Source organism: Micrococcus cohnii (assembly GCF_014205175.1).
Classification (GTDB): domain Bacteria; phylum Actinomycetota; class Actinomycetes; order Actinomycetales; family Micrococcaceae; genus Micrococcus; species Micrococcus cohnii.
Genome location: NZ_JACHNA010000001.1, coordinates 1253543 through 1271668 on the forward strand (window position 1 = coordinate 1253543; position 18126 = coordinate 1271668).

General features: G+C 70.7%; 19 protein-coding genes and 1 pseudogene. 5 read left to right on the forward strand and 15 right to left on the reverse strand.

Annotation, left to right across the window (positions count from 1 at the left end; genetic code table 11):
• The first annotated feature begins 96 nt into the window (after nucleotides 1-96).
• Nucleotides 97-1725, forward strand: a complete 1629-nt coding sequence (locus tag HDA30_RS05645; protein WP_184241336.1) for an alkaline phosphatase D family protein — start codon at nucleotides 97-99, stop codon at nucleotides 1723-1725.
• Here HDA30_RS05645 and HDA30_RS05650 read toward each other — a convergent pair.
• From HDA30_RS05650 to HDA30_RS05670, 5 genes are read right to left on the reverse strand one after another with little or no spacing between them, the layout of a single operon-like run.
• The gene (locus tag HDA30_RS05650) at nucleotides 1712-2689 is read right to left on the reverse strand and encodes a glycine betaine ABC transporter substrate-binding protein (RefSeq protein WP_184241337.1); all 978 of its coding nucleotides are present in this window, start codon (nucleotides 2687-2689) and stop codon (nucleotides 1712-1714) included. The two genes, HDA30_RS05645 and HDA30_RS05650, sit on opposite strands and share 14 nt — an antisense overlap.
• Entirely contained in the window at nucleotides 2686-3441 is a 756-nt protein-coding gene (locus HDA30_RS05655; RefSeq protein ID WP_184241338.1) for an ABC transporter permease, read from the reverse strand. The genes HDA30_RS05650 and HDA30_RS05655 overlap by 4 nt, the downstream gene beginning before the upstream one ends.
• Nucleotides 3438-4691, reverse strand: a complete 1254-nt coding sequence (locus HDA30_RS05660; RefSeq protein WP_184241339.1) for an ABC transporter ATP-binding protein — start codon at nucleotides 4689-4691, stop codon at nucleotides 3438-3440. The genes HDA30_RS05655 and HDA30_RS05660 overlap by 4 nt, the downstream gene beginning before the upstream one ends.
• Complete coding sequence (locus HDA30_RS05665; RefSeq protein WP_184241340.1) at nucleotides 4688-5329, reverse strand: ABC transporter permease subunit; 642 nt, start codon at nucleotides 5327-5329, stop codon at nucleotides 4688-4690. Before HDA30_RS05665 ends, HDA30_RS05660 begins: the two co-directional genes overlap by 4 nt.
• 58 nt (nucleotides 5330-5387) lie before the next feature.
• A complete protein-coding gene (locus tag HDA30_RS05670; protein WP_184241341.1) occupies nucleotides 5388-6845 on the reverse strand; it encodes a sugar porter family MFS transporter in 1458 nt (485 codons plus the stop codon).
• A 152-nt stretch (nucleotides 6846-6997) separates the two neighbouring features.
• Between HDA30_RS05670 and HDA30_RS05675 the strand changes: the two genes are divergently transcribed.
• Nucleotides 6998-8359, forward strand: a complete 1362-nt coding sequence (locus tag HDA30_RS05675) for a dicarboxylate/amino acid:cation symporter (protein WP_184241342.1) — start codon at nucleotides 6998-7000, stop codon at nucleotides 8357-8359.
• A gap of 4 nt (nucleotides 8360-8363) precedes the next feature.
• On the forward strand, nucleotides 8364-10139 hold the full coding sequence (locus HDA30_RS05680; RefSeq protein ID WP_184241343.1) for a bifunctional 3'-5' exonuclease/DNA polymerase: 1776 nt from the start codon (nucleotides 8364-8366) through the stop codon (nucleotides 10137-10139).
• Nucleotides 10140-10214: 75 nt separating this feature from the next.
• Here HDA30_RS05680 and HDA30_RS05685 read toward each other — a convergent pair whose 3' ends face one another.
• From HDA30_RS05685 to HDA30_RS10660, 4 genes are all read right to left on the reverse strand, one after another.
• Entirely contained in the window at nucleotides 10215-11153 is a 939-nt protein-coding gene (locus HDA30_RS05685; RefSeq protein WP_184241344.1) for a putative sodium/potassium/calcium exchanger, read from the reverse strand.
• 35 nt (nucleotides 11154-11188) lie between these two features.
• A complete protein-coding gene (locus HDA30_RS05690; protein WP_184241345.1) occupies nucleotides 11189-12370 on the reverse strand; it encodes a hypothetical protein in 1182 nt (393 codons plus the stop codon).
• Between the two features lie 131 nt (nucleotides 12371-12501).
• Nucleotides 12502-13434 (reverse strand): M78 family metallopeptidase domain-containing protein, encoded by a 933-nt coding sequence (locus tag HDA30_RS05695; RefSeq protein ID WP_184241346.1) that lies wholly within the window; start codon nucleotides 13432-13434, stop codon nucleotides 12502-12504.
• A gap of 183 nt (nucleotides 13435-13617) precedes the next feature.
• Nucleotides 13618-13749, reverse strand: coding sequence for a hypothetical protein (locus tag HDA30_RS10660; protein WP_281383459.1), 132 nt, complete (start codon nucleotides 13747-13749; stop codon nucleotides 13618-13620).
• A 206-nt stretch (nucleotides 13750-13955) separates the two neighbouring features.
• Here HDA30_RS10660 and arfB point away from each other — a divergent pair, with 206 nt between their 5' ends.
• Nucleotides 13956-14399, forward strand: coding sequence for an alternative ribosome rescue aminoacyl-tRNA hydrolase ArfB (gene arfB / locus HDA30_RS05700; RefSeq protein ID WP_184241347.1), 444 nt, complete (start codon nucleotides 13956-13958; stop codon nucleotides 14397-14399).
• A gap of 36 nt (nucleotides 14400-14435) precedes the next feature.
• On the opposite strand, the gene HDA30_RS05705 is transcribed toward arfB, so the two are convergent.
• A complete protein-coding gene (locus HDA30_RS05705; RefSeq protein WP_184241348.1) occupies nucleotides 14436-14588 on the reverse strand; it encodes a hypothetical protein in 153 nt (50 codons plus the stop codon).
• A gap of 214 nt (nucleotides 14589-14802) precedes the next feature.
• On the opposite strand from HDA30_RS05705, the gene scpC reads away from it, so the two are divergent.
• Nucleotides 14803-16317 carry a succinyl-CoA:acetate CoA-transferase ScpC gene (gene scpC / locus HDA30_RS05710; RefSeq protein ID WP_184241349.1) on the forward strand — a complete coding sequence of 505 codons (1515 nt, stop codon included), beginning with the start codon at nucleotides 14803-14805 and terminating at the stop codon, nucleotides 16315-16317.
• 4 nt (nucleotides 16318-16321) lie between these two features.
• Here scpC and HDA30_RS05715 read toward each other — a convergent pair whose 3' ends face one another.
• The 5 genes and pseudogenes from HDA30_RS05715 to HDA30_RS05735 all read right to left on the reverse strand — a co-directional run bounded on the left by HDA30_RS05715 (nucleotide 16322) and on the right by HDA30_RS05735 (nucleotide 17939).
• Complete coding sequence (locus HDA30_RS05715) at nucleotides 16322-16564, reverse strand: DUF8108 domain-containing protein (protein WP_184241350.1); 243 nt, start codon at nucleotides 16562-16564, stop codon at nucleotides 16322-16324.
• A 104-nt stretch (nucleotides 16565-16668) separates the two neighbouring features.
• Nucleotides 16669-16845 (reverse strand): annotated as a pseudogene (locus HDA30_RS05720) (ABC transporter ATP-binding protein); the annotation flags it as partial.
• A complete protein-coding gene (locus HDA30_RS05725; RefSeq protein WP_184241351.1) occupies nucleotides 16842-17183 on the reverse strand; it encodes a HepT-like ribonuclease domain-containing protein in 342 nt (113 codons plus the stop codon). The gene HDA30_RS05725 and the pseudogene HDA30_RS05720, both read right to left, overlap by 4 nt.
• Nucleotides 17167-17478 carry a nucleotidyltransferase family protein gene (locus tag HDA30_RS05730; protein ID WP_184241352.1) on the reverse strand — a complete coding sequence of 104 codons (312 nt, stop codon included), beginning with the start codon at nucleotides 17476-17478 and terminating at the stop codon, nucleotides 17167-17169. Before HDA30_RS05730 ends, HDA30_RS05725 begins: the two co-directional genes overlap by 17 nt.
• 263 nt (nucleotides 17479-17741) lie before the next feature.
• Entirely contained in the window at nucleotides 17742-17939 is a 198-nt protein-coding gene (locus HDA30_RS05735; RefSeq protein ID WP_184241353.1) for a hypothetical protein, read from the reverse strand.
• Nucleotides 17940-18126: the final 187 nt, after the last annotated feature.

The following is an 18126-nucleotide window of genomic DNA, read 5'->3' on the forward strand; positions in this document are numbered from 1 at the left end:
CGGGCGACGGTATGTCACCGTCCCGTCCTCCAGGATTCACCTGCCGGAGGCTCGCGCGTCATCGCCCGGAACAGGCGCAGCGGCCACGCTGGGCTCATGACCGAGATGAACCATGCCCCGTCCCCCGTCCGCCGCCGTCTGCTCTCCGCGTCCGTGCTGGGCGCCGCCACGGCACTGGCAAGCGCCCCCGGTGCCGCCGCCTCCGCCCCGTCCCGCTCGACCGGCCTGCTGACCTCCCGCCTGACCCTGCCGTCGGGCATCGCGACCGGCGACGTCACCGAGCGCTCGGCCGTGCTGTGGTCCCGTGCCTCGGCCCCGGGCCGGCTGAAGGCGGTCGTGCGCGCCGTCGACGAGGGCGGAGAGGTGCTGCGCGGACGTGGCGCGCACGAGGCGACGCTGCTCTCGCGCTGGTCGACCGAGGCCACCGACCACACCGCGAAGATCTACACCGAGGGGCTGCCCTCGGGCACCCGCTTCCAGGTGACCTACGCCTTCGAGGACGAGCACGGCCGGCTCGGCGAGCAGGCCGTCGGACACTTCCGGACCGCCCCGGGCGCCGGGCAGGCGGCGCAGGGCGGCGGTCAGTCGTTCGTCTGGACCGCAGACACCGCCGGCCAGGGCTACGGCATCAACCCGGACATCGGCGGCATGCGCGGCTACGCGGCCATGCACGCCACCGAGCCGGACTTCTTCCTGCACTCGGGCGACACGATCTACGCCGACGGCCCCATCGAGGCCACGCAGCAGGTCCCGGGCGAGCCCACCTGGCGCAATGTGGTGACCGAGGAGGTCTCCAAGGTCGCCGAGACCCTCAACGAGTTCCGCGGCCGGCACCGCTACAACATGATGGATCAGAATCTGCGCGCGATGTACGCCGAGGTGCCCGTGATCGCCCAGTGGGACGACCACGAGACCACCAACAACTGGTACCCCGGCGAGGTCCTCGACGACGAGCGCTACACCGTGCGCGATGTGAACACCCTCGCCCGCCGCGGCCGCCGCGCGTGGCAGGAGTACATGCCGCTGGCCGACCGTACCGCCCTGCTGGCCCCGCGCGACGGGTTCGACGCCGCGGCGCGCATCTGCCGCAAGATCTCCCGCGGGCCGCACCTGGACGTGTTCACCCTGGACATGCGCACCAACAAGGGCGACAACACCGCCGGGCTCGAACCGCGTCGCACGAGCATCCTCGGCGAGCGCCAGCTGTCGTGGCTCATCGAGTCGCTGCGCACCTCGACGGCCACGTGGAAGGTGATCGGCAACGACCTGCCGATCGGTCTGATCGTCCCCGACGGCGAGGCGCAGGAGTCCCTGGCGAATGCCGACCACGGCGCGCCGCTGGGCCGGGAGCTGGAGATCGCCCGCCTGCTCAAGGCGATCAAGGACCACGACATCCGCAACGTCGTGTTCCTGACCGGCGATGTGCACTACTGCGCCGCCCACCACTACTCCCCCGAGCGCGCCGCCTTCACGGACTTCGCACCGTTCTGGGAGTTCGTGGCCGGGCCGATCAACGCCGGATCGTTCGGGCCGAACGAACTGGACGGCACCTTCGGCCCGCGCGCCGAGTTCCAGTCCGCCGGGCCGACCAACGGTTCGCCGCGCTCGGGCGAGCACCAGTACTTCGGCCACGTCGAGATCCCGGCCGGCGGCGCCGAGTTCCGGGTGCGGTTGATCAACGCGAACGGCCGCGCGGTCTACGCGAAGACGCTCACGGCTGCCTGATCAGCCCCTCGGAGAGGAGCCAGTCGTACGCCACGTCGGCTGGCTCCTCTCCGTCGACGTCGACCCGCTTGTTCAGCTCCGCCATCGTCTCGTTGTCCAGGCGCTGCGTCACGGCCGCGATGACCGGGCGCAGCTCGGGGTGCTCCTGCAGGGTCTGCTCGTTCACGACGCCCGAGAGGTTGTACTTCGGGAAGTACGGCTTCGGGTCCTCGAGCACCACCAGGTCCAGGGCGGGAATGCGCCCGTCGGTGGCGAAGGCCTCGCCGAAGGTGCACTCGCCGTTGTCCACCGCCTGGTAGATCGCCCCGGCATCCATGGTCTTCAGCCTCGACTCGGGGACCTCGGGGATGCCGTAGGCATCCAGCATGGGCCGGAATCCGTCGTTGCGTGCCAGGAACTCCGCGTCCACGCAGAAGCTCAGCTCCTTCGCCGGAAGGTCCTTGAGGTCGTCGAGGGAGTCGACGTCGAGCCGCTCGGACTTCTCCCGGGTCATCGTGAACGCGTAGGTGTTGTCGAGCTCGGCCGGCTCGCTCCACACCAGGCCGTTCTCGGCGTCGGCGTCGCGGACGGCCTGCCACTGCCCGCGCACGTCCGGGACCGGATCGGTGTTGCCCATGTACGTGATCCAGGCGGTGCCGGTGTACTCCCACTGGAAGTCGATGATGCCCTCGAGCAGGGCCTGGCGGGCGCTCGAGGAGCCCGGGATGTTGGTCAGATCCTCGGCCTCGGCGCCGCCGGACTCGAGCAGGATCACCATCATCTTGCCCAGGAGTACCTGCTCGGTGAAGTTCTTCGAGCCCACCGACACCTCGACCCCGTCCAGCTGCACGTCTTCCAGCTCACCGGAGAGCTCTGCGGTGGGGACGTACCCACCGGAGGTGCCCAGGCCGCAGGAGGTGAGCACCGCCGTCAGGGACAGGGCGGTCAGGCCGAGACGAAGTCGCCGGGTGCGGGTGGTCCTCATGCGGTTCCCTTCGGAGTCGCGAGCAGTTCGACGAGTCGGCCGGCCCACTCGACCAGCAGCGCCAGGCACGCCACGAGCAGCGCGCCGGAGACCAGGATCGGGTACCGGAAGAGCACGATGCCCGTCTGGATCAGCAGGCCGAGGCCGCCGGCGTCGATGAACGTGGCGAACGCGCCGGCGCCGACCAGCAGCACCAGGGCCGTGCGCACGCCGGTCATGATCACCGGCAGGGCCAGCGGCAGCTCCACGCGGAACAGGGTCTGCACCGGGGACATCCCCATTCCTCGGGCGGCTTCCACCACGGACGCCTCGACGGAGCGCAGACCGGTGATCGTGTTCGCCAGCACCGGCAGGAACGCGTAGACGGACAGCGCGAGCACGGCGACCCAGAAGCCGAAGCCGAGCACGAGCGCCAATAGCACCAGCACTCCGATCACGGGGGCCGCCTGCCCCGCATTGGCCACGCCCGTCACGACGGGGGCGGCCCATCGCGCCGAACGGCGGCTCAGCAGCACGCCCAGCGGGACCGCCGTGGCGATCACGATGACCGTGCACGCCGCGACCAGGCGCAGATGCTCCCCGACCAGCGGCAGCACGGCGGACCAGCCGAGCGTGCGGGCCTCGATCTCGTCGAGATTGGCCGTGTTCAGCCAGAGCGTCCACCCGAGCAGGATCGCCCCGACCAGCAGCGGCAGCCCGACGATCAGCAGCCGGTCCTCCGCCGAAGCGGCACGCCAGCGGTCCCGGATCATCGTCCCTCCCCCGCTCGGCTCGGGCCGGCCCCCGGGGCCTCGACGTCGAGGGTGTCGATCTCGGCCGCGCGGGCCTGCGCGGTCCACGCCGTCGTGTGCTCGGTGACGGTGTCGTACTGGATCACGCCGATGTACTGGCCCTGGCGGGTCACCATGGCGCCGGAATGGCTCGAGGTGAGGATCGCGTCGAGAGCGTCGTGCAGCGTCGAGCGGTGGTCCACCACGGACGTGGCCTCGAACCGGGGCCGCTGCACGGCCGCGACACCGCGCAGCTGACGCAGGAACACCCAGTCCAGTGGACGACCGCGCTCATCGAGCACCACGACGGCGTCGGCGCCGGCCTCCTCCACCCGGGCGCACACCTGCTCGGCGGACTCGCCGACCCGGCACGTCGGCGGCTGGTCGAGACGCAGATCGCCCACGCGTACCAGGCTGAGCCGTTTGAGCATCGCGCCGGAGCCCACGAAGTCGGCGACGAAGTCGTTGGCCGGGGCCGTGAGGATCGCCTCCGGGGTGTCGTACTGGGCGATGCGCGCCCCCGGTTCGAGGATCAGGATCCGGTCGCCGAGCTTGAGCGCCTCGTCGACGTCGTGCGTGACCATGACGATGGTCTTGTGCAGACGGTCCTGAATGTCGAGCATCTCGTCCTGCAGGCGCTGTCGGGTGATCGGGTCGACGGCGCCGAACGGCTCGTCCATCAGCAGCACGGGCGGGTCGGCCGCGAGACCGCGCGCCACGCCCACCCGCTGCTGCTGACCGCCGGAGAGCTCGCGCGGGTACCGGTCGCGGTACACGGACGGGTCGAGTCCGACCATGTCGAGCAGCTCGTCGACGCGTTCGCGGGTGCGGGCGGAGTCCCATTTGAGCAGCCCCGGCACGAGCCCGATGTTCTCGGCGACGCTCATGTGGGGCATCATCCCGCCGCCCTGGATCACGTAGCCGATGTGCCGGCGCAGCCGGGTCGGGTTCTTGTGGGTGATGTCCTCGCCGTCGATCAGGATGCGCCCGCCGGAGGGCTCGACGAGCCGGTTGATCATCTTCAGCGAGGTGGTTTTGCCGCAGCCGGAGGGACCGACGAACATGACGGTCTGACCCGCCGGGATGGTCAGGTCGAGCGCGTCGACAGCCGGTTCCTTCTGGCCGGGGTAACGCTTGGTCAGGCCCTCGAGCCGGATTTCCGCGCCCGTGTTCGGGCTCGGCGTGCGCCGCGCGTCGGCCGGTTGCGCTGCGGTGGTCTCTGCGGTGCTCATGCGGTGATCCCCTTCGAGGTGGTCAGACGGCCCAGCAGCACGAGCAGGCCGTCGAGGATGAGTGCGACGACGACGATGCCCACGGTGCCGACGAGCGCGTAGTTCAGGGCGTTGGCGCCGCCGACCGTGGCCAGACCGCGGTAGATGTAGTCGCCCAGGCCCGGGCCCAACACGTAGGCGGCGATCGCGGCGACGCCCATCGACATCTGGGCCGCGACGCGGATCCCCGTCAGGATGATCGGCCAGGCCAGCGGCAGGCTCACGCGGAAGAACAGCGCGGCCGGCCCCATGCCCAGGCCCCGGGCGGACTCCAGCACGCCCGGGTCGACCGAGCGCAGCCCGACGATCGTGTTCCGCAGGATCGGCAGGACCGCGTAGAACACCACGACGAGCACCGCGGGCACCGTGCCGATGCCCACGAGCGGGATCAGCAGGCCGATCAAGGCGAAGGACGGAATCGTCAGGCCGATCGCGGACACGGCGTTGGCGATGGGAGTGAGGGTGCGGCTGCGCGTGACGAGCACGGCGAGCACGATCGCCACGACCGTCGCGAGGGCGACGGACTGCACGACGAGCGAACCGTGCTGATACGTGCGGAACAGCACGTCCGCCCATCGGGTCGAGAGGAAGTCGAGCACGGGGGTCCCTTCTGTGGTTCTCGTCCACAGTAGGGCACGCGCGGGGCGAGGGTCGGCGTCAGTGCGCGCCGACGGGAGCCTTCGACTCGTCGCCGTCGAGCATCTCCTCGAGCTCGCGCCCCTTCGTCTCCCGGACGAAACGCCACACGAACACGAACGACAGCAACGCCATCACCGCGTAGAGGCCGTAGGCAAAGGTCAGGCCGAGCGCGGCCAGGCCCGGGAACGTCGTGGAGACGACGAAGTTGGCGACCCACTGGGCGGCGGCGGCCACCGCCAGGGCACCGGCGCGGATCCGGTTCGGGAACATCTCGCCCAACAGCACCCACACCAGCGGGCCCCACGTCGCGCCGAAGAACACGACGAAGGCGTTGGCGGCCACCAGGGCGATCGTCGACCACGGCGCCGCCAGCGCGACGGACTCGGTGCCGTCGGCGGCGACGACGGGCACGGCGTGGGAGAAGGCCAGGGCCATCGTGCCGAGCGAGACGGCCATGCCCGCCGAGCCGGCCAGCAGCATGGGGCGTCGGCCGACCTTGTCCACCAGGGCGATCGCGACGATCGTGACGACGATGTTCGTGACCGAGGTGATGACGGTGACCGTGAGGGCGTCGGACTCCCCGAAGCCGACCGAGCGCCACAGCGTCGTCGAGTAGTAGAAGATCACGTTGATGCCGACGGCCTGCTGGAAGACGGAGAGCAGAATGCCGGTCCACACGACCGGCTTGAGGCCGAGGGCACGGCCGCGCAGGTCGGCCAGGGACGCCTGCTTCTCGAAGTCCAGGGAGTGGCGGATCTGCTCGATCATCAGGTTCACCCGGTCGACGCCGGTGAAGTCGTGCAGCACCTGCGCGGCCTCGTCGAGGCGGCCGCGGGCGACGAGGAAACGTGGCGACTCGGGCAGCCGCAGCGAGAACACGCCGTAGATGACGGCGGGCAGCGCCTCGGCCATGAACATCCAGCGCCACGCTTCCAGGCCGAGCCACAGCGGGGCGGAGGCGCCGCCGGCGACGCCCGCGAACAGGGCGTCCGAGAGCAGCGCGGCGAAGATGCCCAGGACGATTGCCATCTGCTGCAGCGAGCCGAGGCGGCCGCGCACGTGCGCGGGGCTGACCTCGGCGATGTAGGCCGGAGCGATCACGGAGGCCGCGCCGACGCCCAGGCCGCCGACCACGCGCCAGACGATCAGGTCCCAGACGCCGAACGCCAGGCCCGAGCCGATCGCCGAGGCGAGGAAGAGGACGGCGGCCACGATCATCACGGGCACGCGGCCGCGCCGGTTGGCCAGGGGGCCGGCGAACCAGGCGCCGAGGGCGCAGCCGAGCAGGGCGGAGGAGACCGCGAACCCGGTCAGGGCCGGGCCGAGCGAGAACTCGGCGGCCAGGGCGTCGACGGCGCCGTTGATGACGGAGGTGTCGAAGCCGAAGAGGAACCCGCCGAGGGCGGCGGCGATGGTGATGCCGATGACGCGGGCATTGAAACGGTCGGAGCCGTGCTGCGAAACGGTGGAGGTCATGGTCGGTCTCTCGGGTCGCGGGAGTCGAGGGCAGGTCTGCGTGCGGTCGCGACGTGGAGACGATCCCGTCGACCGGCGACCCACCAGGGTAGCCGGTGCATCTGGGCGCCGGACGCCGTTGCAGGCGTGGCGGCGTACTACACTGATCGACCATGTCGCACACGTCACTTTTCTCGAGCCCCGAGGGCTCCGGCCCGTCCACCGGCCACCACCGCCCAGCCGTGGGGCCCGACGCGCCTGACGACGCCGAACGCCCGCAGCGCTGGTGGTCCCGCATCGGTCTGCTCCAGCGCATCCTGATCGCCATCGTGCTCGGCGTGCTCGTCGGGCTGCCCGCTCCCGAGTGGTTCGTGCGGATTTTCGCGACGTTCAATGGAGTGTTCGGCAACTTCCTCGGGTTCATCGTGCCCGTGCTGATCCTGGCCCTCGTTGCCCCGGCGATCGGCGACCTCGGCCGCGGCGCCGGCAGATGGCTCGCTCTGACCGGCGGCGTGGCCTACACATCGACCCTGCTCGGCGGCGCCCTGGCGCTGACCACGGCCGTGCTGCTGTTCCCGCTGATCCTCACCCCCGGATCGTTCGAGTCCATGTCCGACCCCTCCGAGGCGCTGTTCGGCCCGTTCTTCGAGATCGAAATGAACCCGCCGTTCGACGTCATGGCCGCCCTGCTGCTGGCGTTCGTCCTGGGCATCGGCATGACGCTGATCCCCAAGGGCGTGATCCACGCCGGATTCGTGGAGCTGCGCACCGTCATCGAGAAGCTCGTGATGGGCGTGATCGTGCCCCTGCTGCCCGTCTACATCTTCGGGGTGTTCCTGAACATGACCGCCGCGGGCGAGGTCTTCACCGTCATCGGGACGTTCCTGGGCGTCATCCTCGTGGTGTTCGCCCTGACCATCGTGCTGCTCGTGCTGCAGTTCGTCATCGCCGGCGCCGTCGCGCACAAGAACCCGTTCGCGGCGCTGAAGACGATGCTGCCGGCCTACGCCACGGCCCTGGGCACCTCCTCCTCGGCCGCGACGATCCCGATCACGCTGCGCCAGGCGCTGAAGCTCGGTGTGCGCAAGCCGGTCGCCTCATTCGTGGTGCCGCTGTGCGCCACAATCCACCTGGCCGGCTCGACCGTGAAGATCGTCGCCTTCTCCTCCGCCGTGGTCATCCTCTCCGGCGGCCAGGTGGACGTGCCGGTGATGATCGGCTTCATCTTCATGCTCGGCGTCACCATGGTCGCCGCGCCGGGCGTGCCCGGCGGCGCGATCGTCGCCGCCTCCGGGCTGCTCACCTCCATGCTCGGGTTCACCGAGCCGGAGGTGGCCCTGATGGTGGCCACCTACGTGGCGATCGACTCATTCGGCACCGCCACCAACGTCACCGGTGACGGTGCGATCGCGATGATCGTGGACCGCATCGCCGGGGACCGCCTGAAGCTGGCCGAGGACGCCGAGGACGCGGCCTCCGATGCGACGGGCACCATGGCCGGCAACGACGTGGCGCCGGATTCCCGGGCAGAATGAGGGGATGAACTGCCTGCTGGGCCCCGCGCCCGTCTCGGCCGGCGAGCCCGGACTGTGGTGGGCGCTCGCCGTGGCTGACGGAGCCTCGCCTGAGGGATCTGCCTCGCAGCAGGCGAGGCCGGTCGCCCGGTTCGAGCCCTCACAGACGGCTCGGATCGTCCGCGAGGCTCCCGAGCGCCTCGGGGTGCCGGCCGACCGCATCCGCTGGACGGCCCCGAACATCGGAGGGCTGTCCGCCGCATGGCTGAGCGAGGGCGTGCGCGTGGCCCGCTGTCACGACCTCGCCCTGGCCCAGCGCATCCTGCGCGCTCGGCCCGAGTCCGTTGGCGGCTACGCGCCCGTGGTCGATCTGCCGGTCGAGCAGCCGCAGGACGAGGCGTCCTCGGCCCTGGTCGGCCGGGCGCCGGCGGGGCAGAGCTCGTTCTTCGACGCCGCGGAGCTTACGGGCGGGCCTGACGCCTCGGCCCCCGATGTCCTGCAGTTGGCCGCCGAGTTGGCGGCACAGGAGCGGGCCGCGAGCGCTTCGACGCATCCGGCACGGCTGCGTCTGCTGCTGGCGGCCGAGTCGCAGGGCGCGCTCATCGCCGAGGAGATCCACGCCACGGGTCTGCCGTGGCGGGCGGACGTCCACGAGCGGCTGCTGCTCGAGACGCTCGGTCCTCGCCCGGCTGAGGGCGAGCGTCCGCCTCGTCTGCAGGAACTCGCCGGGCAGATCGCCTCCGATCTCGGCGCCGTCGACCTCAACCCGGACTCTCCGACCTCGGTGCTGCGGGCGCTGCAGCAGGCCGGCGTGCAGGTCGAGTCGACCCGGCAGGGCGAGCTGCAGCGCTGGATCGAGGCCGGCGGCCGGGACCGGGAGCAGCGGCGACGTCTGCTCGGCTCGACGCTCGAGTACAAGCGGCTGGCCCGGCTGTGGACCGCCAACGGCTGGCACTGGCTGGACGAGTGGGTGCGCGAGGACCGATTCCACGCCCGCTATCTCGTGGGTGGCGTCGTGACGGGCCGGTGGTCGGCGCACGGCGGCGGGGCGATGCAGATCCCCTCGGCCGTGCGCTCAGCGGTGCTCGCCGACGCGGGGCAGCTGCTGACCGTCGCGGACGCCTCGCAGGTGGAGCCGCGGATCCTGGCCGCGATGTCCCAGGACGAGGCGCTCGCGGCGGCCGGCTCGACCCCCGATCTGTACCGGGAGGTGGCCAAGCAGGGGCGGGCCGCGGGAACGCGCCTGCAGGACCGGGACCGGGCCAAGGTGGCGTTGCTGGGCGCCATGTACGGCGCGACGACGGGCGACTCCGGGGCGCTGCTGCCCCACCTGCGCCGGCTGTACCCAAGAGCGGTCGGTCTGCTCGAACGGGCGGCGGCCGAGGGCGAGCGCGGAGGTCAGGTGAGCACGTGGCTTGGCCGTCCGAGCCCGTCCCCCGACGAGCGGTGGCACAGGGCGGTGGCCCAGACCGGCACGCGGCAGGACGAGGCCCGGGCCGCGACCCTGCGGCGCGGCCAAGGCAGGTTCACCCGGAACTTCGTGGTCCAGGGGACGGCGGCCGAATGGGCCCTGTGCTGGATGGGTGAGATCCGCCGGCGCCTCACCGAGGCCGGGCTCGGCACCCGGCTGGTGTTCTTCGTGCACGACGAGGTGGTGCTGCACGGACCCGAGCCGGAGGCCGAACAGGTGCGCGGCATCGTGCAGCAGGCCGCCGCCGCGGCCGGTCGGCTGCTGTTCGGCGCGGCCCCGGTGGACTTCCCGCTCACGGTGTCGTCCGTGCGGTGCTACGCCGACGCCTGAGCCGTCCCGTGTTCCCCGGGCGCCAGCCAACCTGCCCGAGGCTGGCGCGCCGCCCGCGGACGGAGGCTGCGTGGCTCAGTACTCGGTGAACTCGCCGCCGGCCGCGCGGAAGCCGCTGTCCGTGTCCGTGTTGAGGCAGGAGACGCCGTCGTCGAGGGCGGTGCACTCGAAGTCGCCGGCCTGGATGCTCTGGCCGGTCTCGAGCGTCTGCGCCTCGTCGGCCTGCTCCTCGCGATAGACGGGTGTCGTGGAACCGTCGTGGCCGTACGTCGACGTCGTCCCGTCGGCGAAGACCCCGACCGCCTCCATGGCGCCGTCCTCACCGGGCTCCGAGCCGCACTCGACGAACGTTGCCTCGGAGATCGCGCAGGCGATGCCTCCGCCGGCCACCTGGAAGACCACCTGGTCCTCGATGGTCGTCTCGGCGTCGACGAGTTCGCCGGTTTCGTGCTGGGCGGCGCCGCCGGCCTCCTCAGCGTCGGACGGGGCAGCGGCCGACTGCTCGTCCTCGGAGCCGTCGGACTCCGCCTCGCCCTCCTCGGTGCTGTCGCCGTCGGAACCACCGTCCTCGGCCGCCTCGGACGACGCGTCGTCGCTCGGCTCGGACGACTCGTCCGCGGCGTCCTCCCGGTCTGTCGAGCTGCCGTCCTCGGTGTTCTCAGCGCCGCCCTGGCCGTCCGCACCGTCCGGTTCGCCGCCCGAGCCCGTCCCAGGCTCGGCGGTGGGGCCGTCGCCCGAGGTGGGCTGCGCCTGCTCCCCACCGTAGCCGCCGCCGGACCCTCCGGACCGCCCGGACGCGCCGTCGCCAGCGTCAGAATCGCCGTTCTCCCCCTCGGTCCCCGTCTCGGCGCTCTGCGTCTCGGGCTGCTCGGAGGACAGCGGCGTCACCTTCTTGGGCTGACCCCAGTCCTCCTGCTCGCCGCCGCACCCGCTCACGGTGAGACTCAGCGCGGCGCAGGCGGCGGTCAGGGCGAGAGCGGAACGGCGGCCGGAGGCATGACGGAAATAGCTCATATCCCCATCATGCCCGCTGCGGCCGCCGTCGTCCCTCACGCGGTGGACTGGGTTCCGCCTCCGAAGAACAGGGAGAGATCCTCCTCGGTGATCTGGTACGCGTCCTTCGGAGCGGTGAAGTCACCGACCTCATCCTCGTACTCGACCTCCATCGGCAGCTCGAGGTCCTTGGCCTTCTCGAAGGTCTCCCGCTCGTCCTTCGAGGCGTCCTCCGGCGGATCGATCAGATCGACGGCCTGCATCGGGTCGACGCCGACCGTGCGGAGCTCCCCCTCCTGGATGGTGTAGACGACGTCGAAAGTCTCGTCGGTCAGGTACTCGGCGATCTCGTCACCGTCCTTCGGCAGCTCCGCATCCGGATCCGCCTGCCGGGCGTCCTCCAGCATGCCGTCGACGAGCTCGTCCTCCTGCTGCACGAACTGCTTGACCTTGATCTTCATCGTGTACTCGTCGCCGTTGCGCTCGACGTCGCTGTGCTCGAACAGCGCCTTCTCGAACTTCTCCGCGGTCTCCGGGTCGACCTGCTGCTCGATCCGGCCGGCCTCGGAGTCGTCGAATGCGGCGCGCACCATCTCCGGGTCGAAGCCGAGCCACTTCGCCGTGTAGACGTCCTCCACCCAGGACAGCTCCTTCGGCAGCGCGTCGAGCTGCGCCTGGATCTCCTCGGACGAGGGTGCCGTGGACCCGCCGAACTCGTCGAGCAGCGTCTGCACATCGGCGCGGAAGTAGACCTCCATGTCACCGGTCTCCATGAGCTGGACCAGCTCCTCGCCGTCACGCACGTAGTCGAAGGCCACGTCCATGTCGTCGATGTGCGTGACGTCCTGGAGCGGCTCCCCGTTCGTCGAGCGGGCCCGCAGCGTCAGCTCGGTGCTACGGATCTCATCCCAGATCCGTTCCGTGTCTTCACGCACGGACTCGGAGCTGCCGTCGTCGAACGTGTCGAGAAGCTCGTCCACCTGCTTGTCCGAGGCGGTGACGCGGAAGGTGCTGGAGGTCTCGGTCTGCTTGTTCCAGGCGTCGAAGGCCTTCTTCACCACGTCCTCGGGCTTCTGATCCGAACCGCCGTCACCACCATTGTGGCCCTGCTGCTCGGCGGCCTGGTTCGCACCGTCCTTCTCCTGCGACGAGTCGCCCGTCAGGCCGCAGCCCGTCAGCGCGAGGCTGCCCGCAAGCCCCAGACCAAGAGTGATTCGCGCGGTGCGGTGTGCCGTCATGTCCATCCCCTTCACGTGTTCACGGCGCCCTCAGTGGGCATGCAGTCGCCTATGGCGTCCGACACAAGGCTAACAAAACGGCCGTGATGCGAACCGCCGGAACGGGCGCTGTGGATGCCGGGCGCGGACGTTCAGAGCCCCAGGTCGAGAACGCCCTGGTCCTGGCTCGGCCCGAGCTGAGCGCCCGCGGCGGGGAGCGTTGACGACGACGCGGACGACACCATCGCGGCGAGCCCCTGCAGACCGCCGGCGAGCGCCTCGACACGTCCGGCGGCGGTCACGACGGCCTCGGGCGAGATTGGCGGGACGGAGCCGTCCTCGTCCTTGTACCCGGCGAGGAACTCTCCGGCCGGGGACGGAATGCCCAGCCGGGCGCACAGCAGCCACGCGACCGTCTCGGCCTCGAACTCGCGGCTGCGGCGGCTCGGGGCCGGCTGGCGGCGGGGGCTGCGACCGGGACCGGCGTGCAAGTGATGGCAGTACACGTGTCCGAGGCCGTGGAAGATCGTGGCGAGCGTCGCGGCGGGGTCCAGCGTCGAGTTCAGGACGATCTCGAACTGCGGTGAGGCCGCGCTGCCGAGCCGGGCGACCGTCGCCTCCGGGTCGATGCGGCGGACGATGCCGGTCATCTCGGAGCCGTGGTGACCGGTTTCGCAGCGGATGCCGCGGGAGGCCAGGCGGCGAGTGAGCTCCTCGACGCCGCCGCGGGAGACCTCCCCGGCGACCCTGTAGGGATCCGTGACCGCCGGTGGCAGCGGCGCGCCATCGGTGTCTCGCACGTCGAACACGAAGTCGACCGGGCCGAACGGCTTGAGCACGACGATCGGGGTCGCGTGGGGGCGGACCTGGCGGTTGAACTGACTCGCCCAGACGTCGCGCCGGGCGACGAACTGCGCGCCAGGGCGCTGGATGTCGGCGAGCATCGCGTTATAGGGGCCGAGCATCGGAAGCCGGGTGAGCACCGAGTGGATCTCGCGCAGCCGCTCGGCGACGGACTGCTCCTGCTGTGCCCGGGCGAAGAGCTGGTCGAGTCCGGCCAGGTCCTCCTGGATCAGGTGCTGCATGCGCGGTGGTCTCCTGCCCTGGCGTCGCGTCCCCGGCGTCCTTCACGCACGGGCCTGGGCCGAAAATAACAAGTCAGTCCGTCTCGGTCGGGGAAGACGACTGTGGCCGCGACGATTGTGTCGCGGCCACGGTGCGGCGGGTCTGCGACGGCGTGGGGCGTCTTCGACCCGGGTGAGCTGCGCTCAGCGGAAGATGCGGCTCACCAGCTTGTGCGCGACGCGACCGCCGGCGCGCTTGCCGACCGCCTTGGGGCCGCGGCGCACGGCGTTGACGTCGCCCTTGGCACGGCGAGCGCGAAGAAGCCAATTCAGCATGATGGGTCTCCTTTCCTTTCACTGCGCGGCCCGCGTTCTGCGAGCCGTCGTGCTGTTCACGGTGCCACGGCCGCGTCGGGCGGCGCCAGCCACGGTCGTCGCAACGGCCCAGCCCGAGCAGAGCCGTGCGGGCCGGGCACCCGGCGCTGCAGCGGAGTCCGTCGCCGTCCGGTCGAGGTCGGTTCGGATGCGAGAGACTGGACGGCATGCCCTCCGATCTGCGCATCAGCCCCGGGCCAGGGGTGCCGCGCGGGCTCGTGGTGCCCGCCGCGGAGCTGACCGAGCGGTTCTCGCGTGCCTCCGGGCCAGGAGGACAGGGCGTGAACACGACGGACTCGCGAGTGCAGCTGAGCCTGGACCTGGCCGCGACGAGCGCGCTCGACGAGAGGCAGCGGGCGCGGGTCATCGCGGGGCTCGCGCCGCGCCTGGCCGGGACCGTGCTCACGGTGAGCGCCGAGGAGCACCGAGCACAGCGGCGCAATCGCGTGGCCGCCCGCGAACGCCTCGCCGCGCTGCTGCGTCAGGCGCTGGCCCCCGACGCGCCGCGACGGGCAACGAAGCCCACACGCGGCTCGCAGCGGCGACGGCTGCAGGCGAAGCGTCGGCGCGGGGAGGTCAAGCAGGGCCGCCGCCGCCCCGCCCCCGAGTGACGCGGGGCGGGCACGGCGACGCTCCCTCGACGCGGACTACTCGCCGAGATCCCGGCGGCTCACCCGCCGCTTCTTGCCGAGGCGGCGCAGCACAGGCCAGGGGTCCCGCGTGGCCCGACCGGCGCGACGGTCCTTATGGGGCGAGCAGATGCGGCAGCCCTTGTGCTGCCGATGAGGTGAATGAGCCATGACGACTCCCTTCCGTGGACCACTCCCGCCACGGTGGGCGGGGTGGGCACGAGAACGGGTCACGGCTGTGCATGCAGGCCACCGTAGAACGGACTCCGACGCAGGTCGACATTCTGTGTGACGCCGCTCGCTTCCCCGATGCCGAGTGTGCACCGAGTCACCGCTAGGCTGTTAGGTGCATCTCTCGTTCCGACCGCCACGTATCGGAGGCATTATGTCGACCCGCATCCACCATCCCGGCCTGCGCGCCAAGGTGATGTCCGCCGAGCAGGCGGCCGCCTTCATCCAGCCCGGCACGACGGTGGGCATGAGCGGGTTCACGGGCTCGGGCTACCCGAAGGCCGTGCCGGCCGCGTTGGCCGAGCGCATCACGGCCGCGCACGCCCGGGGCGAGCAGTTCCAGATCAACCTCCACACCGGCGCATCCACGTCGACGGAGATGGACGGCGCCCTGGCCGAGGCCGGCGGCATCGCCCTGCGCACCCCGTTCCAGTCGGACCCGACGATGCGCAAGAAGATCAACGCCGGCGAGATCGAATACATCGACACGCACCTGTCCCATCTGGCGCAGACGGTGTGGAACGGCTTCTACGGGCCCATGCGCACCGCGGTGATCGAGGTCTCCGCGATCCGCGAGGACGGCACGCTCGTGCCCAGCTCCTCCGTCGGCAACAACAAGTCCTGGCTGGACCTGGCCGACCAGGTGATCCTCGAGGTCAACTCCTGGCAGTCCGAGGACCTCGAGGGCATGCACGACGTCTACTACGGCACCGCGCTGCCGCCGCACCGCAAACCGGTGCTCGTCAACTCGCCCTCGGACCGCATCGGGCAGCCGTACTTCGAATGCGACCCGGAGAAGGTCGTCGCCGTGGTCGAGACCCACGGCCCGGACCGCAATTCGCCGTTCAAGCCGGCCGACGACGCGTCGATCGCAATCGCCCAGCACCTCGTGGAGTTCTTCGAGCACGAGGTGGCCCAGGGCCGCTATGACGAACGACTGCTGCCGCTGCAGTCCGGCGTGGGCAACATCGCCAACGCGGTGATGGCCGAGCTCGTGAAATCCCGGTTCACGGGGCTGACGGCCTTCACCGAGGTGGTGCAGGACGGCATGCTGGACGCGCTGGACTCCGGCACTCTGGCCATGGCCTCGGCGACCGCATTCTCGCTGTCCACCGAGTCGGCCGAGCGGTTCAACGCCAACGCCGCGAAGTACCGGGACAAGCTGATCCTGCGCACCCAGGAGATCTCCAACCACCCGGAGCTGGTGCGCCGCCTGGGCATCCTCGCGATGAACGGCATGATCGAGGCAGACCTGTACGGCAACGTGAACTCGACCCACCTGATGGGCACGAAGATGATGAACGGCCTCGGCGGCTCCGGCGACTTCGCCCGCAACGCGTTCACCTCGTTCTTCCTGACCCCCTCGATCGCCAAGGGCGGGGACATCTCCTGCATCGTGCCGATGGTCTCCCACGTGGACCACACCGAGCACGACGTGCACGTCGTGGTCACCGAGCAGGGCCTGGCCGACCTGCGCGGCCTCTCCCCCAAGCAGCGCGCCCGCAAGATCATCGACACGTGCGCGCACCCGGACTACCGGGACCAGCTCGAGGACTACTACCAGCGTGCCCTGGCCGGCTCCGGCGGCCTGCACACCCCGCACCTGATCGGCGAGGCGCTGTCCTGGCACCAGCGTTTCCTGGACACCGGGACGATGAAGCAGGGCTGACGGCTCAGCCTTCGCGGCGACCCTGCCCGCCGGACCGGCGCACCGTCCGGACCGCCAGCACGACGCCGACGAGGCCGTTGAGCAGGCCGAGGCCGCCGAGACCGGGCGAGTCGTCGGCCTGCCCGGCCACGGCCACCAGGGCTCCGACGGCGATCAGCAACAGCGCCGCGAGCAGACACAGGGCGGTCCACACTCGGTCGATGCGCGATCGGCGACCAATGGGCTCGTCGTCTGCCGGTTGTGTCATCGTCGCGCTTCATTCTCTCCGACCGCGACGGGTGGCCTCGTCCACCGCTGTCTCGTCCATGCGGGCTCCTCGCGGTTCGACCGGGGTGGTCAGTTCGTGGTGCGGGCTTGCCGGGCGAGGTCCCCGCCGAGGATGCACAGCAGCGTGGACGTGTCCGCCCCGTCGGCCCCGACGACCCCGACGACGACGTCCCCGGGCGCGACCGTGAGGTCGAGGTCGGCGAAGAGCGTGCAGTGAGCGTGGCCGCCGGCGAGGGCGGAGGCGACGGGAGTGGCGGTCATGGGCTGTCAAGAAGGAGATCGAGCTGTTCGGCCATTGGCGTCAACCGGCGTGTGACGACAGACCAGACGAGGGCGTGGTCGACGACGCCGTACTCGTGAGCGAGGATGTTCCGCATGCCGATGGCCTGATCAACGCCCGTGATCGTCCCGGCGAGGTCGGGAGCATCACGACGGAGGCGTTTGAGAGCTTCCCCCAGGATCTCCAGCTGGCGTTCCACCGCAGATCGGTGCAGATCGCTGGCGTGGAACTCTTCCTCCGTGAGGTCGCAGACGAACCCGAGCGCCGCGACGCAGGCCTCCCGGGCGTCCCAGAGGTGCGCTTCAGCCCTGTGCGACATAAACGTCCTGAGCACTGGCTGCCGCGCTCTCACGGAAATAGGGGTTGCGCACGGCACGGCGGATAACCAGGTCAACGGGTCGGCCGACGACCGTACCGAGCTCCTGTTGAAGCCGGGTGTAATCCTCGAAGAGGTCTTCGCGTCCAGGAAGGAAGTCCACGAGGAAGTCGACGTCGCTCCCCTGGTGGTGAGTGCCCGTCGCGGCAGAGCCGAAGACTTGAAGCCGCTCGACGCCGTGCCGAGCGGCCAGTCGTGCGAGCGCGACATGATCGAGGTTCAGCGATGCGGTGGGCATGGGCTCAGTATGACAGTGGATTCACGGCCCATGAAGTCCACGCATGGGACCTACGCACGGCCCAGGTCGCCGCGGCCGCCGTGTGCCTCATTCACGCCGTGGCCTGTGCACTGCGCCGCCGATCAGAGACACCAGCTGAATGACATTCGGCCCACCCTGCAGAACGACCCCGGCGGTCACGACGACGGCCGGTCGACGCAGGCCGGCCGCACTGCCGATCGGAGTGCCGAGGTCCAGAGTGACGACGCCCCGGAAGACATCACTCATGCGGGGTGAGCATCCAGCCAGTCCTTCTCCTCTGGCCGCAGGTCGGCGGCCAGGCCCCGCGCCATGGCCCCCTGGCGCAGCGCGCGACGCGCTCGCCTGACGGTCTCGTCCATGGTCTCGCGGCGAGACGATGCCAGGTCGACGAGCCGGCGGTGGGTCTGCCGGCTGACGCGGACGGTCATGGTCTCTGCCATGCGGTGCGCCGAGACCGTGTAGACATGATCGTCTGCATCCCACAGGGCACGGTGCACCACCGGTGCATCACCCGTCGCAGCACGTGAGCCCCGGTTCCCCCGCTGCGTGTTGAACTGCCCGAGGGTCTACCGTGGTGCGCATCGCATCGCGTCGCGCTGGCGCGCGAGCGTCACCTGACACGGAGGG

Excerpts from the sequence above, each read along its gene's own strand:
- HDA30_RS05645 (WP_184241336.1), top strand. The coding sequence starts at position 97 with ATGACCGAGATGAACCATGCCCCGTCCCCCGTCCGCCGCCGTCTGCTC.
- HDA30_RS05650 (WP_184241337.1), bottom strand. The coding sequence starts at position 2,689 with ATGAGGACCACCCGCACCCGGCGACTTCGTCTCGGCCTGACCGCCCTG.
- HDA30_RS05655 (WP_184241338.1), bottom strand. The coding sequence starts at position 3,441 with ATGATCCGGGACCGCTGGCGTGCCGCTTCGGCGGAGGACCGGCTGCTG.
- HDA30_RS05660 (WP_184241339.1), bottom strand. The coding sequence starts at position 4,691 with ATGAGCACCGCAGAGACCACCGCAGCGCAACCGGCCGACGCGCGGCGC.
- HDA30_RS05670 (WP_184241341.1), bottom strand. The coding sequence starts at position 6,845 with ATGACCTCCACCGTTTCGCAGCACGGCTCCGACCGTTTCAATGCCCGC.
- HDA30_RS05675 (WP_184241342.1), top strand. The coding sequence starts at position 6,998 with ATGTCGCACACGTCACTTTTCTCGAGCCCCGAGGGCTCCGGCCCGTCC.
- HDA30_RS05680 (WP_184241343.1), top strand. The coding sequence starts at position 8,364 with ATGAACTGCCTGCTGGGCCCCGCGCCCGTCTCGGCCGGCGAGCCCGGA.
- HDA30_RS05685 (WP_184241344.1), bottom strand. The coding sequence starts at position 11,153 with ATGAGCTATTTCCGTCATGCCTCCGGCCGCCGTTCCGCTCTCGCCCTG.
- HDA30_RS05690 (WP_184241345.1), bottom strand. The coding sequence starts at position 12,370 with ATGACGGCACACCGCACCGCGCGAATCACTCTTGGTCTGGGGCTTGCG.
- HDA30_RS05695 (WP_184241346.1), bottom strand. The coding sequence starts at position 13,434 with ATGCAGCACCTGATCCAGGAGGACCTGGCCGGACTCGACCAGCTCTTC.
- HDA30_RS10660 (WP_281383459.1), bottom strand. The coding sequence starts at position 13,749 with ATGCTGAATTGGCTTCTTCGCGCTCGCCGTGCCAAGGGCGACGTCAAC.
- arfB (WP_184241347.1), top strand. The coding sequence starts at position 13,956 with ATGCCCTCCGATCTGCGCATCAGCCCCGGGCCAGGGGTGCCGCGCGGG.
- HDA30_RS05705 (WP_184241348.1), bottom strand. The coding sequence starts at position 14,588 with ATGGCTCATTCACCTCATCGGCAGCACAAGGGCTGCCGCATCTGCTCG.
- scpC (WP_184241349.1), top strand. The coding sequence starts at position 14,803 with ATGTCGACCCGCATCCACCATCCCGGCCTGCGCGCCAAGGTGATGTCC.
- HDA30_RS05715 (WP_184241350.1), bottom strand. The coding sequence starts at position 16,564 with ATGACACAACCGGCAGACGACGAGCCCATTGGTCGCCGATCGCGCATC.
- HDA30_RS05725 (WP_184241351.1), bottom strand. The coding sequence starts at position 17,183 with ATGTCGCACAGGGCTGAAGCGCACCTCTGGGACGCCCGGGAGGCCTGC.
- HDA30_RS05730 (WP_184241352.1), bottom strand. The coding sequence starts at position 17,478 with ATGCCCACCGCATCGCTGAACCTCGATCATGTCGCGCTCGCACGACTG.
- HDA30_RS05735 (WP_184241353.1), bottom strand. The coding sequence starts at position 17,939 with ATGGCAGAGACCATGACCGTCCGCGTCAGCCGGCAGACCCACCGCCGG.